At 61.3% G+C, this 16007-nt stretch carries 16 protein-coding genes (1 of these 16 cut by a window edge); 8 read left to right on the top strand and 8 right to left on the bottom strand.

Going from position 1 to position 16007, the window contains the following annotated elements; translation table 11 throughout:
- The first annotated feature begins 30 nt into the window (after nt 1-30).
- From RCF49_RS16065 to RCF49_RS16055, 3 genes are all read left to right on the top strand, one after another.
- Nucleotides 31-1527 (top strand): sigma-54-dependent transcriptional regulator, encoded by a 1497-nt coding sequence (locus RCF49_RS16065; protein ID WP_342640804.1) that lies wholly within the window; start codon nt 31-33, stop codon nt 1525-1527.
- A 147-nt stretch (nt 1528-1674) separates the two neighbouring features.
- Complete coding sequence (locus RCF49_RS16060) at nt 1675-3774, top strand: L,D-transpeptidase family protein (RefSeq protein ID WP_342640803.1); 2100 nt, start codon at nt 1675-1677, stop codon at nt 3772-3774.
- Between the two features lie 409 nt (nt 3775-4183).
- Nucleotides 4184-5809 carry a DUF882 domain-containing protein gene (locus tag RCF49_RS16055; protein WP_342640802.1) on the top strand — a complete coding sequence of 542 codons (1626 nt, stop codon included), beginning with the start codon at nt 4184-4186 and terminating at the stop codon, nt 5807-5809.
- 264 nt (nt 5810-6073) lie between these two features.
- Here RCF49_RS16055 and RCF49_RS16050 read toward each other — a convergent pair whose 3' ends face one another.
- From RCF49_RS16050 to RCF49_RS16040, 3 genes are read right to left on the bottom strand one after another with little or no spacing between them, the layout of a single operon-like run.
- Nucleotides 6074-6340, bottom strand: a complete 267-nt coding sequence (locus RCF49_RS16050) for a DUF2312 domain-containing protein (RefSeq protein ID WP_342640801.1) — start codon at nt 6338-6340, stop codon at nt 6074-6076.
- Between the two features lie 18 nt (nt 6341-6358).
- Nucleotides 6359-6634, bottom strand: a complete 276-nt coding sequence (locus tag RCF49_RS16045) for a DUF1244 domain-containing protein (protein ID WP_342640800.1) — start codon at nt 6632-6634, stop codon at nt 6359-6361.
- Between the two features lie 17 nt (nt 6635-6651).
- A complete protein-coding gene (locus tag RCF49_RS16040; protein ID WP_342640799.1) occupies nt 6652-7458 on the bottom strand; it encodes an N-formylglutamate amidohydrolase in 807 nt (268 codons plus the stop codon).
- A gap of 236 nt (nt 7459-7694) precedes the next feature.
- Here RCF49_RS16040 and RCF49_RS16035 point away from each other — a divergent pair, with 236 nt between their 5' ends.
- On the top strand, nt 7695-8186 hold the full coding sequence (locus tag RCF49_RS16035) for a DUF1036 domain-containing protein (protein WP_342640798.1): 492 nt from the start codon (nt 7695-7697) through the stop codon (nt 8184-8186).
- Nucleotides 8183-9619, top strand: a complete 1437-nt coding sequence (gene pyk / locus RCF49_RS16030) for a pyruvate kinase (RefSeq protein WP_342640797.1) — start codon at nt 8183-8185, stop codon at nt 9617-9619. The genes RCF49_RS16035 and pyk overlap by 4 nt, the downstream gene beginning before the upstream one ends.
- A 3-nt stretch (nt 9620-9622) precedes the next feature.
- On the opposite strand, the gene RCF49_RS16025 is transcribed toward pyk, so the two are convergent.
- Entirely contained in the window at nt 9623-10312 is a 690-nt protein-coding gene (locus RCF49_RS16025; protein ID WP_342640796.1) for a tetratricopeptide repeat protein, read from the bottom strand.
- 120 nt (nt 10313-10432) lie between these two features.
- Nucleotides 10433-10558, bottom strand: coding sequence for a type B 50S ribosomal protein L36 (gene ykgO / locus RCF49_RS16020; RefSeq protein WP_144293847.1), 126 nt, complete (start codon nt 10556-10558; stop codon nt 10433-10435).
- 334 nt (nt 10559-10892) lie between these two features.
- On the opposite strand from ykgO, the gene aqpZ reads away from it, so the two are divergent.
- Nucleotides 10893-11633: an aquaporin Z gene (gene aqpZ / locus RCF49_RS16015; protein ID WP_342640795.1), complete on the top strand. Its 741-nt coding sequence runs from the start codon at nt 10893-10895 to the stop codon at nt 11631-11633.
- 141 nt (nt 11634-11774) lie between these two features.
- Here aqpZ and dapF read toward each other — a convergent pair whose 3' ends face one another.
- The 3 genes from dapF to RCF49_RS16000 are packed head-to-tail and all read right to left on the bottom strand — an operon-like array spanning nt 11775 to nt 14124.
- On the bottom strand, nt 11775-12623 hold the full coding sequence (gene dapF / locus RCF49_RS16010; RefSeq protein ID WP_342640794.1) for a diaminopimelate epimerase: 849 nt from the start codon (nt 12621-12623) through the stop codon (nt 11775-11777).
- A gap of 2 nt (nt 12624-12625) precedes the next feature.
- Entirely contained in the window at nt 12626-13639 is a 1014-nt protein-coding gene (locus RCF49_RS16005; RefSeq protein WP_342640793.1) for an MBL fold metallo-hydrolase, read from the bottom strand.
- 53 nt (nt 13640-13692) lie between these two features.
- Nucleotides 13693-14124, bottom strand: a complete 432-nt coding sequence (locus tag RCF49_RS16000) for a MaoC family dehydratase (protein WP_342640792.1) — start codon at nt 14122-14124, stop codon at nt 13693-13695.
- Between the two features lie 154 nt (nt 14125-14278).
- On the opposite strand from RCF49_RS16000, the gene RCF49_RS15995 reads away from it, so the two are divergent.
- Entirely contained in the window at nt 14279-15049 is a 771-nt protein-coding gene (locus RCF49_RS15995) for an enoyl-CoA hydratase-related protein (protein WP_342640791.1), read from the top strand.
- A gap of 242 nt (nt 15050-15291) precedes the next feature.
- Nucleotides 15292-16007 carry the 5' portion of a hypothetical protein gene (locus RCF49_RS15990; RefSeq protein ID WP_342640790.1) on the top strand. Its footprint extends 262 nt past the window's final position, so 716 of the gene's 978 nt are visible here — the first part of the coding sequence; the start codon lies at nt 15292-15294; its stop codon lies off the right edge, out of view.

The raw sequence follows: 16007 nt of genomic DNA, 5'->3' as shown, positions 1-16007 counted from the left end.
GATCGAGCGGTCGCAGGAAGAAGAACGAGTATGGCGCAGGCGGTTCTTATTGTCGACGACGATCCGACGCAGCAGCGCATCCTTTACGAGATGATCCGGCGCTTCGGATATGAAGCTCATTGCGCGCAGGGGGGCAAAGAAGCGCTCGATTTCCTTGGTGGCCCAAAGGGGAAGGAAATCGCGCTGATGGTGCTCGACCTGATGATGCCGGAAGTGGACGGCATGCAGGTGCTCGATTATCTCGGCGCCCATCGCAAGGACGTCGCCGTCATCATCCAGACATCGTTCGGCTCGATCGAAACGGTGGTCAAGGCCATGCGCGCCGGAGCGGACGATTTCGTCGTGAAGCCGGTCAATCCGGAGCGGCTCAAGGTTTCGATCCAGAACCTTCTGAAGGTCAACGCCCTCACCGAGGAGGTGAAGAGGCTAAATGCGAAGGCGACGGGCCAGCTCACTTTTGACGGCCTCATCGCCGAGAGCCCGGCCATGGCGGCCGTCGCTCGGCTCGGGCGGCGCGCAGCGGCCTCGAACATTCCCATCCTGATCGAAGGCGAAAGCGGCGTCGGCAAGGAGATGATCGCGCGCGCCATCCAGGGGGAAAGTGATCGTCGTGGTAAACCTTTCGTTACCGTGAACTGCGGCGCCATCCCCGAAAATCTGGTGGAGAGCATCCTGTTCGGCCATGAAAAAGGTTCTTTCACAGGGGCGGTCCAGAAGCATATCGGCAAGTTCCAGGAGGCCGACGGCGGCACCCTGTTTCTCGACGAAGTCGGCGAGCTACCAGCGGATATTCAGGTGAAGCTGCTCCGGGCGATCCAGGAGGGCGAGATCGATCCGGTCGGTGCGCGCAAGCCGGTCAAGATCAACATCCGGATCATCTCCGCCACCAATCGCGACATGATCGACATGGTTAAGCGGGGCGCGTTTCGCGAGGATCTATATTACCGTCTTAACGTTTTCCCAATCATGGTGCCGCCGCTGCGCGAGCGGCTCGCTGACATACCGCCGCTGGTCGAGCACTTCATCGTGCGCTTTGCCGCCGAAGAGGGACGCAAGATACGCGGTATTTCACCGAGGGCTTTGGCGATGCTGCAGAGTTACTCTTGGCCAGGAAATGTCCGGCAGCTCGAGAATGCGGTGTTCCGGGCAATCGTCTTGTGCGAGGGCGATATGCTGGAGGTCGACGATTTCCCGCAGATCGCCGCGCAGGTGAAGGGTTACGAGGCGCGGATTCCCCCAGCGCCGCCACCGCGGGAGCCGGCCAAGCCGACGGGCCCAGCCGTGCTTGGATTGGAGGGAGAGGACGCAGCTTCCGGCCAGATTGCCGGCACGGGTGTGCCGCTCGGCATTCCGGCCGTCACGTCCGGCGGGCATATCCGGAAGCTGGAAGAGGTTGAGGCCGACATGATCCGGCTCGCCATGCAGCGCTATCGCGGCCAGATGTCGGAAGTGGCGCGGAAGCTCGGGATCGGTCGATCAACTCTTTACCGTAAGATCCGGGATCTCGGCCTAGAAGCCAAAATGTAACAGATGGTTTGTTTTCGCGTGATAGAGATCTGAGACGTTGCCCGCCCCCTAAACGACGTCTAGCGTCGCCCGAACGAGTTTGCGGAGGATATGGTGATCAAGGCCACTTTCAGGCTCAGTGTGTTGGCGTGCACGATTCTGGTGGCAATGCCGCAAACAGAAGCCTCGGCAGAGGTGAGCGGCAGGCAGAATTTCGCTAGCCGCAACTGGTTCGAGCAACTCTTCACGCTGAGGGGCAATCGGCCGCCACAGCGCGCCTTTGCAGCGCCGCCACAGCGCACGTTCCAGGCACCGCGTGGGCCTTCGAGCCAACGCAGCTTACGAAATACCCGATCCCGTGCCACGGCGGCGACCACACGCGTGCGCCCGCCGCGGCGGGAGGAGAATATCGATCCCGACGGCGAGCCAGCTGCTCAGGCGGCCCCGGACATCGCCGTCTATACGCCCACACCTCTCGTTCCTCTGAAGGGGGCGCCACTCGCCCCAGCAGAGGCGGCCAAGATCACGGATCCGGTCTCGGCGGCGCTGCTTGCAGAACTGACCGCGGATAAGGATGCAGCCATACGCGTGACGGCCGAGGAGCGCGACGCGATCTTGGCCTATTACAAGGCGCGGGATTTCATACCAGCCTGGGTCGGAGTGACCGGTCTCAATGAGCGAGGCCGCGGCCTACTTTCCGAGATGGCCAAGGCCGATGACGAGGGTCTTGTCGCGCAGGATTACTTACCCGGCAGCCTGACCAGCTTCAAAGACACGGGCGAGACGTCAACCGACACTCCCCGGACAGCCGCGCGGCTCGACCTGGAGCTCACGGCTGCTGCGTTGAAATACGCTCGGCATGCAATGAGCGGGCGGACCGAACCCAACAAGATCACGAACTTCAATGATCTCAACCCGCCGAAGATTGCACCGGCCGAGGTGTTGAAGGCGCTGAACGAAACGAAGGATACGGGTTCTTATCTCGCGTCTCTGCACCCAAACAGCAAAGCCTACCTGGCACTCAAGTCCGAACTGCAGAAATTGCGCGGCCTGGAACTTACCGCCGAGGCTCTGCCTGAGATCCGGCCGGGCTCGGTCATCAAGCTCGGCATGCGGGACGAGCGGGTACGGACGTTGCGGATCCGGCTCGCCTCGCTCGGCTTGCTGGACAGTGAGGTGGCCATTTCCAGCGCTTCCGCGCCGATAGGCCCCGACGCCGATGACGGGCTGGACGATGACGTGGTGGTGAACCGGCTGTCGATGATCAAGCCTGATCCCATCGAGGGAGGCGAGGAAGGCATTGCCACCGCGGCCAGCCTGACTGTTGCGAGTACGGGTACAGCGCCGGTCGGCGGGGTCATCAAGGATGCGACGCTTTACGACGCGGAACTCATGCAGAGCGTCAAAGCCTTTCAAAGACAAGAAGGATTGAAGCCGGACGGCATCGTGGGCAACCGAACGCTTGCGGCGTTCAATGACACATCCGTCCCTGAGAAGATCGAGAAGGTGCTCCTCAACATGGAGCGGATCCGCTGGTTGCCGCGAAATCTGGGCGACCGCTATGTGCTCGTCAATCAGCCCGCCTTCGAGGTGAGGGTGGTTGAGAACGATGTCGAGATCCACCGGACAAATGTGGTCATCGGCACCGCGACGAACCAGACGCCCTCGTTCAGCGACGTCATGGAGACCATCGAGTTCAACCCGTATTGGTACGTGCCGCGATCAATCGCGACGAAGGAGATGCTGCCGAGGTCGAAGCGGGATCCTGGTTATCTGACCCGCAGCGGGTATGAAGTGGTCAACGCGCGCGGCCAGGCGGTCAGCTCCCGGTCGGTCAACTGGCGCAAATATTCCGCGCAGACCATGCCCGTCAGCGTTCGGCAGCCGCCTGGACGGTCGAATGCGCTGGGCGAGATGAAGTTCCTGTTCCCCAATAGCCACGCGGTCTACCTGCACGACACACCTTCAAAATCGCTGTTTCGCCGGAAGGAACGGGCATTCAGCCACGGCTGTGTGCGCGTGGAGAACCCGCGCGAGCTTGCGGAAGTGCTGCTGAGGCCGGATGGTTGGACAGAGGGGCGGATCGCGAGCGCGATCGCTACAGGCAAGAATAATGGCGTGAAGCTGAAGCACCGGCTCGATGTCCATCTCGTCTACATGACAGCCTGGCCGGATGAGGACGGGACCATCCGCTATTATGACGATGTGTATGGCCGCGATGGAAAGCTGAGCAAGGCTCTCGCCGGCAAGACCGCCTCCCTCAATTAAGGGAAGATACAACCGCTGCGACACTCAGCCTCGCCTAGCCCGCGCAGGTGGTTGGCATGCATAGCAAAAAACGTCCCTCCGCAGGAATTCACCAGCGCCTCGATCCTCCCTGCGGAGTCCGCCACTGTAATTAAGGACTCCACAGCAAAATCCCGCGATTTCCTTTGTTCTCGTTAACCCGCTCTTAATCATGCGGGCGCAGACTGAGCCATATATACATCCGTCTCACGTAATGGGGCCGGGAGGCATTCTTCTGTCTACCTCTTGTGCTCTTGGCCGCTGACGGGTAATGATTGGCCCTATCAGGAGCGGGGAACAAACCTCGAGCGGGGTTCCCGGTACATTTGTGGCGTTTGACGCGTCTTTCGAAACGAGGCGGAAGAGCTCTTTGCGATCCAAAGCACGACGCTTGGCCGTAGTCTGTCTGCTTGCCGCGATCGGCACCGCCGGCGCCCTTACATCGGACGTCGGGCAACTGAATGCCGTGAGCGATACCCGGACCTTGTCACTTTACATGGTCCATACGAAAGAAAGCCTGACAGTTACCTACAAGAAAGATGGCCGTTACATCCCTTCGGCGCTTCGTCAGCTGAACCATTTCCTGCGTGACTGGCGCAAAAACGAGGTCATCAAGATCGATCCCGAGGTGATCGACCTTGTCTGGGAGCTTCATCAGGAGCTTGGCTCAAAAAAGCCGGTCCATGTGATCTGCGGCTATCGCAACGCCGACACGAATGCGATGCTGAAAAGGATCGGCCGGAACGTCGCCACCAAGAGCATGCATAGCCGCGGCCAGGCGATGGACATCTATTTCCCGGATGTGTCCACCAAGAAGCTCCGGAATTCAGCGCTCATCCGGCAGATCGGCGGGGTTGGCTATTATCCGCGGTCGGGCCCCTTGGGCTTTGTCCATGTGGACACCGGACGGGTGCGGCATTGGCCTGCCATTCCGAACCAGGAATTCGCAGCCATCATGAAGAATGCGCCGGCACGCGGGCAAAAGCGCTCCGAGCCGGTGATGATGGCCGAGGAGGATGATGGCGAGTCCAGCGGGCCGCTGTCTTCGCTGATCGCCGCGGTCACGGGGTCGTCCAAGACCCAACCCGCCACCGGCGCGCCCGCCGAGACAGCCGCAGCGGAACCGACGGCGCCGGCCCCAGCGGCAAAGGCTGCCCCGGAGCCTGCAGCAAAGCCGGCAAAGAGCACCGTGGTTGCCGCAGCGGATGTGCCGCGTCCACGGACGAAACCGAAGATTGCCGCGTCGGAGCCAGCTAAGGAAGCCCCCGCCAGCGAGGCTCTCGTGGCTGATGCCGGCGAGCGGCAGCCGCCGGTGCTCCCATCGGCGAAGCCTGATCTCCCTGCCGCCGGGCCGATTTCGACACCTGTGATCACCGCAAGTGTCACGCCCAGCACGCCGCCTGTGGCCAGCAGCGTTCAGGTCGAACCCGCTTCTGCGCCCGCGCCCGAGCGCCAGTCCTTTGCGCGACCCTTCCCTGGCGAAGGCCAGAGGACCTCACTGGGCGGTGGCGATCATCCCATGGCAGGCGCCATGTCGCGTCCGCTCAGCGTCGCGCCCGTACAGGCCAGCATCTCGCCGGAAGCGTTCTGGAAAGAGCAGAATCTCAAATTCTCGCTGAAACCGCATTTCTACAAGTCTCACCAGGGCGACGAGTTCGACCTGAATACGCCTGTGACCGGCAGCGTCACCATCGAGGCGCCGGAGGAAATCAACGGCTTCTCCTTCCTGCCTCCGGTCTTGAGCGAGTTCACCAAGCTGTTTCTGCCTTTCGACAAGGAAACGGTCGAAATCAGGGATGACGGACAGGCACAATCCGGTGGGCCGGTCATCAATCGGGCCGACAAAGGCAATCTGCTGATGTCCCGCCACCAGCAGACCACGATCAACGGTGCGGCAAAGGGGCCGCGCATGGATGCCTATGTGGTGGATCTCGTTGCGGGTACGCAACCGAACGTGCCGATGGCCATTGCCCGGATGAAGACGGGCGAGCCTGAGCCGCTCTCGTTCCAGGAATAGGCGGTTCGATCGTCAAGAGGCAATCGCAAAACAGCCCTCCGTCAGGAGGGCTTGTTGCTTTTTGCGATTAGGGCGTTTCCGCTTTCTTTTGAATCGCGAGATCGCGTCTCAAGCTTTTGCTTGCTCGCATTTTCTTCACACAAACCAGTATCGCGGGGTCCGGGCTACCCAGCCCCCTCCTGCAGATCATCCTGCGGACGAGCCCAGAGAACGGGGCATGCTCATCTCGGCCCCACCCCATTCAGTCCCAAGGACTTGCGCAGATCAAGCCGCCGCTTCGGAGCCCGGCACCATGCCCAGCGCCTGAAGATAGAGATCGAGGATCGCTTCCTCCTCTTCCCTTTCGTGACGGTCCTTCTTGCGCAGTGAAATCACCTTGCGCAGGATCTTGGTATCGAAGCCATAGCCCTTGGCCTCTGCATAGACTTCCTTGATGTCGGCCGCGGTTGCCGCCTTCTCTTCCTCCAGCCGCTCGATGCGCTCAACAATGCTGCGCAACTGCCCCTGCGCGAAAGTCGTCGTCTGGTCCATACTTCCCCTACCTAACGTTCAATGCTTGTGGGTTTGCTGGAAGGCAGCCGCCTGCTCGGGGCTCGCCTCGGATTGATACCGAGCCTTCCACTCTTCATAAGGCATACCGTAAATATGCGTTCGGGAGTCTTCTTTCGTGAGAACAATCCCCTGACTTTCTGCCGCCTCGCGATACCAGTTGGCCAGGCAGTTCCGACAGAAGCCGGCAAGGTTCATCAGGTCAATATTCTGCACATCCGTCCGCTCGCGCAGATGCTGCACGAGGCGGCGGAATGCGGCTGCCTCGAGCCGCATATTGGTGTCTTCTTCAATCATCGGCTGATCCGTTCGGTTATGGCGCTGTCCGACAGCACTCTACGCAAAACGCTCTCCAGTCGATCGGCCCATTGCGCAACGCCGTCATTGTCAGAGATGAGGTCCTGGCGAATTTCGATCAATGTGTGGGAGAGGCCATTGCGAATACAATGTGTGTCGATGGTGTCGCCTGCGAGCGCGCCTGAATAGGGCTCGTTCTCACCCACTACCAGCCCGGCAGGTTCGGCCCGCAAGGCAGCGACGAGCGCGCGGGACAGCCGGTCATCGCGGCCCCAAAGCAATCCCACATGCCATGGCCGCGGAACACCCTTCCAGTTTGGCGTGAAGCTGTGAACCGAAATAACCACGGGTGCGCGGCCAGCAGCAGTAATCGCCTGGATCCCCCGTGCGATCGCGTCATGGTAAGGGCGATAGAACAGCTCGATCCGCGCCCGGCGCTCAGTCTGGTCGATCCTGGCATTGCCTGGAATGACCGCCCCATCCGAAAGCTGCATGATCAGGGTTGGATCATCCTCGCCACGATTGGGGTCGATCAGCAGGCGCGAGAAGGTGCTCAATACGGCCGGTGCCGATAATCTCGCTGCGAGCGCGCGGGTCAAGGCCTCGGCGCCGATATCATAAGCGATATGGCGCTTCAGCTCGCTCGGAGGTAGGCCGAGGCTACCATAGCTCTCAGGCAAGCTGTTCCGAGCGTGATCGCAAATGAGGAGCAGGCCCAAGCGCCGATTTCCCTCAATCTCGATGAAGGGCGGGATCGGTTCACTCGAGCCCGGGGCCGAAACGGCCATCAGGTCATCAAGCATGGGCGCACTATAGACGCGACCACTGGTCCCGGCCAGAGTGACCGCGGTCGCATTTGCGCGCGCAAATGCCGGACGGCCTAGATTTTGCCCCTTTGCCGCGTCACCTATCCTGTCCAATGCTCAGCGGAACCTGCTAGGCTAGTTAGAGAATCGTCATATGAAAGCCGAACTGTCGTGACTGACGAAAAGCGTCATGCGTGGTATGAACAAAGTGTGTTTCGTGAGGGATAAACGCGATGGCAGTGGCGCTTCGGCTGATCGGATCAGCATTGTTCTCCTTGTATCTCTTCGGCGCCACACCCGCCCATGCCGACCTGAAGGTCTGCAATGACACTGATTCGCGCGTAGGGGTGGCACTCGGATACAAGGACACCAAGGGCTGGGTCAGCGAGGGCTGGTGGAATATCGGCCCGCGCAGTTGCGAGACTTTGCTCAAAGGCGATCTTATCGCTCGCTATTACTACGTCTATGCGGTGGATTATGACCGTGGCGGCTCCTGGGCCGGCAAGGCGATCATGTGCACACGCGACAAATTGTTCACCATACGCGGCCTCGAATCCTGCGAGGAACGCGGCTATCAGCGCACCGGATTTTTTGAAGTGGATACCACCGAAGAGGCCGACTGGACCGTAACGCTCAATGCGCAGACCGCCCCTGCCCCGGCGACCAATCAAGGCGCTGCGCCACCAACCGACCCCGCACCGCAACAGCCAGGCGCGGCTCAATGAGACGCAGACGCCGCGTCAAGATCATCGCCACCCTCGGCCCCGCAAGTTCCAATCCAGACACAATCCGGCAGCTCTTCGAGAGCGGCGCCGATGTGTTTCGGATCAATATGAGCCATACGCCTCATGCAGAGCTTAGCCGGCTGCACGACATCATCCGTGAGGTCGAACGCGAGAAGGGGCGGCCGATCGCCATTCTGGCCGATTTGCAAGGCCCAAAGCTGCGCATCGGAACCTTCGCCAATGGCGGGGTAGAGCTCAAGCCAGGCAATCTGTTCACCTTCGACTTGCAGGACACGCCGGGGGATGAGACCCGGGTGCAACTGCCTCACCCGGAAATCTTCAAAGCGGCCAAGCCGGGGAACATGCTGCTGCTCAATGACGGCCGCCTGAAGGTGCAGGTGGAGTCGGTGAAGAGTGGGCGCATGGTGACCCGGATCATCCATGGAGATGCACTATCCGACCGTAAGGGCATCAGCCTGCCGGACACGATCCTTCCGGTCAGCGCCATGACCGAGAAGGACCGCGCCGATCTCGATCACGCCATCAATATCGGCGTCGACTGGATCGCCCTCTCCTTCGTGCAGCGGCCCGACGATGTTGCCGAGGCGAAGAAGATGGCGCGGGGGCAGGCCTTGATCATGGCGAAGCTCGAGAAGCCATCGGCCCTTACACATCTCAGCGGCATTCTGGAGCTGGCGGACGGGATCATGGTTGCCCGCGGCGATCTCGGGGTCGAATTGCCGCTGGAGCAGGTCCCAGGGCGCCAAAAACAGATCGTCCGAGCGGCGCGCGCAGCCGGGCGGCCCGTGGTGGTCGCCACGCAGATGCTCGAATCCATGATTCATGAGCCTGTTCCCACGCGCGCGGAGGTTTCGGACGTCGCAACGGCCGTGTTCGAGGGTGCCGATGCCATCATGCTGTCGGCAGAATCGGCGGTGGGGGCTTACCCCTGCGCGGCGGTCAGCACGATGGATAAGATCGCGCACACGGTCGAGAACGACCCGTTCTATGCGGGCATTATCCATGCCCAACGGGCCCAGCCCGAGGCAACCGCTGCGGATGCGATCAGCGCCGCGGCAAGGACGATCGGCGAAACGCTCAATGCCGCTGCGATCGTTTGCTATACATCGTCCGGCGCGACGGGATTGCGGGCGGCCCGGGAACGGCCGGCCACGCCGATCATCGCACTCACGCCAATTCCAGCGACGGGGCGGAGGCTGGCGCTTGTCTGGGGCCTCCATTGCGTGCTCACCGAAGATGCCAAGTCCCTGGACGACATGGTGGCCAGAGCCTGCACCATCGCCCATCAGGAAGGCTTCGCCGAAGCCGATCAGCGCATCATCATTACAGCCGGTGTGCCGCTGCGCACACCTGGTGCCACGAACATGCTAAGGATTGCCTTCGTGTCGCGGGGAGGCGATCAAAACGCGTGATGCTCAGATTGCTTGGCCCGCTTCCTTCTCGAGCTTCTTGACGGCGTCCTTGGCCTCTTCCATGTGCGGGTTTATCTCGAGCACGCGCTGAAAAGCCTCGAGCGCGCCTTTGATGTCGCCATTCGCCCTCCGGATCATGCCGAGGGCGGCAAGTGCCCCGAAATGGCGGGGCTCAAGCTCCAGCACACGGTCGATATCGGCGATGGCCCGGTCGGAATCCCCCTGCAGATAAAGAACAGTGGCGCGCTTGTTCCAGCCTTCCGGGAAGTCCGGGGCAATCTCCACCACCGTGTCGAGAATGGTCAGCGCGGTCTGATATTGCTTGCTGCGTGCCGCCCGGTCGGCTTGCTGGATCAGAACATCGACACTGGGGCTGCCGGATTGCCGCCAAAGCTGCAGCACCGCCTCCTGCAGGATTTGAGCGCTGGTTCTGCTCTCGGCCCCGTGCAGCCGGGCAAACAGGCTGTCGAGAAGATCAGCGCGTTGGCGCGCTGCTTCGGTGGGGCTCGGCGGCATAGCCGGCAGCGGAGCGGCCGGTTTGGCATTGCTGCCCGCGCCGGGCAGCGGTGATTGCGGCGCAACCGCGGGAGGGACCGCAGCCCCCTGGGAGGACGCAGGCGATACCCACGCCACGCTCATCAGCAGGGCGACGCAGAAGAGGCTCAATCCGTGTGCGCGCGAGGAGACGCTCATGGGACTAAGCTAAGCGATCAGATGCCGATCGGAAAGAGGGGCACCCGAGCTCAAACATCAATGATCCGTGACGGTCGCTATCCATCACGGATCACAAAATCATCCAATGCCGACGAGAACTCAGCCCTGGCGAGCCTTGTAGCGCGGATTGGTCTTGTTGATGATGTAGATGCGGCCCTTGCGGCGCACCATCCGATTGTCCCGATGGCGCTTGGCCAGCGAGCGAAGTGAATTGCGAATCTTCATGTCAGCACCTGTGGAACGCAATGAACCGACAGCGTCCCGGCGGACCCGTCTTTTCTTCGGCGCGAAAATAGTGAGTGGGATCGGGAATGTCAACGCCGCCTCAGACGTCCCGACATTCCGCCTTGAGTCGCCCGCCGCCAGTGATTCCCGGTACGGATCGAACAAACAATTCGTGTACAGAATGGCACAAAAACCCAGGAAAATATAAGCAAAATTGGACTTGTCAGTTTCTCCGCTACCGGTGGAGGCGAGTTCTCCTGTAGAATCAACAGGCGTTTGTGTACGCGCGCGGGGCGTGTCAACACACCGTAACCTTTCTTGCGGGGGCAAACCCATGGATATCAAAAAGCTGGCGGCAGAGGCCATCGGAACCTTCTGGCTCACATTTGGCGGCTGCGGAAGTGCGGTCATCGCAGCCGGATTTCCCGATGTCGGAATCGGGCTACTCGGCGTATCTCTCGCCTTCGGGCTTACCGTGCTCACCATGGCCTATGCGGTAGGCCACGTTTCCGGCGGGCATTTCAACCCGGCGGTCACTGTCGGTCTCGCCGCCGGCGGACGCTTCCCGGTCGGCGATATCGTGCCGTATGTGATTGCTCAAGTGGTCGGTGCAGTGGTGGCCGCTGCGGTCCTCTATGTCATTGCCAGTGGAACGGCGAGCTTCAACCCTGACGGCGGGTTCGCGGCGAATGGCTATGGGGAACATTCTCCGGGCAAATATGGCCTCACCGCCGCACTCTTGGCCGAGCTTCTGCTCAGCGCGGCGTTTCTGTTCATCATCATGGGCGCTACTCATGGCAAGGCGCCGGCCGGGTTCGCGCCCATCGCGATCGGCCTTGGCCTCACCCTCATTCACCTGATCAGCATTCCGATCACCAATACCTCGGTCAATCCGGCACGCAGCACCGGCCCTGCCCTCTTCGCCGGCGCATGGGCGATACAGCAGCTCTGGCTGTTCTGGGTTGCACCGATCGTCGGTGGCATTATCGGTGGCGCACTTTACCGCTGGCTCAGCCCAGAGGAGCCGACCGGCGTGGTCGAAGGAAATCCCAAATCCTCAGCTGTACGGTCGTAACACTCAAAGGCCGGCCGGACACACATTCTGGCCGGCACCATTGCTGGAGCGAGGTGGGTACCGCTTCGCTCGAAAATGCTTAGAGCGGCCGTGCTATTCGGAGAGAAAGCAAAGCCGCTCTGGTCAACCCTTCGGGCGCTATCAGGCCAAGAGCCCCCGGCTGCGCAGAAATTCCGGCGAAATCACGCCGCCACCAACAGTTTCGGTCGGGCCGGTCAGCGTGGCGCGCACGAAACGATCTCCGTCCCGCTCGAGATGAACTGAAAGCTGGTCGCCGCCGCCAGTGCGGATGGTCGCGTCCGGGCCGCTGATGCCCAGCAAATGGCATATGGTTGCCGTCGCAACCGCGCCCGTGCCACAGGCCAATGTTTCCGCCTCGACCCCTCGCTCGAAGGTCCGCATCGCCAAACCGTTTGCGGTGGAGACGAAATTCGCGTTGGCACCACGGGGAAACGCCGAATGATGCCGCACGAGCGGCCCAAGCTCGTCCACGGGAAAAGCGGGCAGATGATCCACCAGGATGACGGCATGGGGCACGCCGACTTGGGCAAAGTGCACCTCACGCTCGATGCCGGCGATGTCCAGCCGCATGCCAAGCCTGATATCGCGTGGCGGGGGCATATCTATGGTGACATGGTCCGGCGAAATCTGCGCATGGACTCGCCCTGCCTCCGTCTCGAAGCTCATCTCGGCCGGGGCTGCACCGATGTCATAGGCAAAGCGCGCGACGCAGCGGGCGCCATTGCCGCACATCTCGCCCGGTGCGCCGGTCGCGTTGATATAGAGCATGGCGAAATCAGCGTCTGCGCGCGGCGGCAATAGCAGGATCAAGCCGTCAGCGCCGATGCCGCGGCGGCGGTCGCATAAGGCGGCCGTGAGCCGGCTGGGCTCGACGAGCCCGTTTCCCGGCAAGCCCGCGCGGCCATCGATCATGATGAAATCATTGCCGCAGCCATGCATCTTGGTGAAGGCCACGCTCTCGCCACTCATGGTCATGCCCTTTGAAACCGGTAGGTGCCATTGCCATCGAGCCAGCGCCGCACCTGACCATCATCGACCAGGTAGTTCAGATGGGCCCAGGTTTCGTTGGCTGCAAGTCGTATGTCATAGCCGAACATCTGGCGCGGGAACAGCTCTCGCGAGGCCTCACTGATGGTCTTGGGCGCGCGACAGACTTCTGCAAGGAACGAGAGGCGGTCACGATGATGGCTGACCACCTCCGAGATGCGTTCGCGCAGGCCCCGGAACGGTTCGTTATGCGAGGGGAGCACCAGGGTGTCGGCGGGCAAACCAGACAGGCGCTTGAGCGTCGCGATAAAGTCTCCGAGCGGATTGCTTTCCGGCTCGACTTGGGAAACACCGATATTTGGGCTGATCCTGGGGAGGACATGGTCGGCCGAAATCAGCACGTCCTCCTGCTGGCAATAAAGGCATACATGCTCGAGCGAGTGGCCGCCTCCGGTGATCACCCGCCATTTATGTCCGCCAAGTTCAAGCTCGTCGCCGTCGCGCAGCCTGCGATAGCTGCGCGGCAGCACATCGGTCAGTTGGGCCATGGTGCCGCCCTTATAGACCTGATCCCAGCTGACCGTGTCACTGAGGCCGATCAGCACGGCAAATTCCTTGAACAGCCGGCGGGATTCAGTCTCAGTGATCTGCTGTTCCCATGCCGTCCACAGCCATTCAGTGCGGCTCATCAGGAGCTGCGCTCCCGTCTCGGCACAAAGGGTGCCTGCAGATCCAACATGATCGGGGTGACAGTGGGTGACGAGCACGCGCTTCAGCGGACGCCCGCCGAAACGGCTGGTGAGCACCCGCTTCCAGATTGCCTTGGTGGAGGAGGAACCGACACCGGTGTCGACCACCGTCCAGCCATCGCCGTCATCGAAGAGCCATATATTGACATGATCGAGCTTGAACGGCATCGGCATGCGCAACCAGAACAACCACGGCGTGATCGATACGACCTCTCCATCCGCTGGTTGATTGGGAATCGTCACTGTCATTCGGGCGCCTGCCTTCCTGCCTGTTCCTGCTGATCTTCCAATGGCTTGCTCCGTCACTCCGCACGCATCAGAACGGTCATGCGGCCGAGCTGAATTACGGCGTTTTTCTGATTCATCACCTCGAAGGCGAAGACGACAACGTCGCGACCGGGCTTCCTCGTCGGTCGGCGTTCGGCAATGGTGACCTTGGCATGAATGGTGTCGCCAATCATCACCGGCTTGGCAAAATCCCAATTGAGGGCAAGCAACCCGATGACGTTCTCCCCTAAGCGCCCCGTTTGGGTCAACAGGCCAATCGCTGTCGACATGGTCAGGGTGCCATGGGCGATGCGGCCGCCGAAGGGCGTGGCCTGCGCAAAAACCTCGTCCATATGGACCGGCGTGAAATCGCCAACCAGGCCGGCGAAGATGTTGATGTCGCTTTCTCCGACCGTTCGTCGCGGCGTGATCAGGACCTCGCCGCCCTCCAGGGTGTTCATGCTCATCGGGCCTCCCACAGACATGCCACAGCAGCGCATTGACTGGCGCAACATGATGGCTATCGCTAGAAATCTACGCGGTCTGTCACGAACCGCCTTCCCCATTGGTCTTTCAAACCTTACGCTCTCGTCAACTGTTCATTGCAGATGGAAACGCCCTATGAGCCACTATGAAGACATCCAGGTTTCGGTCGCAGGTGGCATCGCCACGGTCGCGTTCAATCGGCCGGACCGTCTCAACGCCCTGCGCAACCAAACAGGAGATGAGCTGCAGGACGCTCTGGCTGCGCTGGAAAGCGATTCATCCGTACGGGTCCTGATCCTCACGGGAACTGGCCGGGCCTTTGGCGCAGGATATGATCTCACCACCATCAAGCCCGACGAGACGCCCCAGCTGGACGAGGTGCTCGAGAAGCATTTCAACCCGGTCGTCCGCCAGATGCGCAACTCGCGTCTGCCCATCATCTCCAAGGTGAATGGCCCCTGCGCGGGTGCCAGTGTCGGCCTCGCACTCGCAGGCGATATCGTGGTCGCGGCGCGATCGGCATTCTTCTATGAGCCTTTCGTCGGAATCGCGCTCGTTCCGGACGCTGGCAATACCTTGTTCCTGCCGCGGATCATTGGACGCGTGAGGGCCGCCCCGATGATGTTGCTGGGAGACAGGGTTTCCGCAGAAGAGGCACTCAGCTGGGGGCTGGTGTGGAAGATCTTCGATGATGAGGCTTTGGGCGAGGAGGTCGAGACCATTGCCAGCAAGCTGGCGCAGCTGTCGCCATTTGCGATCGCCTCGACGAAGAGGCTCATGGCGCGGGCGGCCGAGCCCGATCTCGATCCGATGCTTGATCTCGAACGCGACCTGCAGGGGGCTGCCGGTCGCTCGCCGGAGATGAAAGCAGCTGTCGCCGCCTTCTTTGCGAAACGCGCGAAGTAGCATCATGCGGGGATGGCGGCCCGGCAGAAGCTTTCGCAGCATCGAGGCGGGTATTCTCTTTGGCCACTCCAGGATGCAGGCTGCCAGGCAAGGCGCGTCCCCGGGGGTGCCTTGCACCAACGCATAAAGCTATCTGCATATGATTATCTGGAATTGACATTCCGGGTGGCGAGGAGGATGATTTCATCATCGGCCTCGCTCTCAGCCCCGGCTGGCTGGGGGACCGCGGAAGGAATATCGCCATGGCTGCCGCAGTGAGCACTCTTGGCCCGGCAACCGCTAAGCCTTCACTCAATGCCGAACTCGCCGACCGCTGCATCCGCTATAAAGCGTTGGCAGATCTCGGCATCGACCAGATTGCCAGCGAAACGGTTTTCGACCTGGCGGAAGCTGGACCAGAAATTCTCCGGGAGTTTGCAGAGGCCCGGTCGAAGGGTATTCGCCTGAGGCCAACGGTGCAGTCGCCGGTGAGTTCGGCTGAACCCGCGAGACGTCGCGTCGCCGATCTGGCCGGCGTGATTTCACGAGCCGCATCCAATTTGAAGGCGCTGGCGGCTGCAGGTGCGGATTGGGTACAGATCAATGAGCCCTGCCTTGCAATGGCGCTGGACCGAGAGACAGCCGAGGCAATTTCAACGAGCTATGGTCTGTTCGCGCAGGCAGCCCCACAGCTCAAGCTGCTGCTCGTTCCGGGCCGGGGGGCATTGTCGTGCAATCACGGGCTCATCCTGAGCCTACCCGTGACTGGAATTCACCTCGATTGCTACGCCGAGCCTGATCAACTCGCCGATCTGGTGGTTGACGCAGCACCGGAATCCTATCTCTCGCTCGGCATCTCCTGCACGTTTCCACCGGTGCCGGAAGATCTGCTCGGCATTTTCGAGCAGCTGGAGCTGGTGGCCCTCCAGCGCGGTCTTGTCGAGACCGCCAGGGCTTGCGCCAATCCCTGGCCCGTTGA

Source organism: Rhodoligotrophos sp. CJ14 (assembly GCF_038811545.1).
Classification (GTDB): domain Bacteria; phylum Pseudomonadota; class Alphaproteobacteria; order Rhizobiales; family Im1; genus Rhodoligotrophos; species Rhodoligotrophos ferricapiens.
This window is presented reverse-complemented; position numbering and strand designations above follow the sequence as displayed.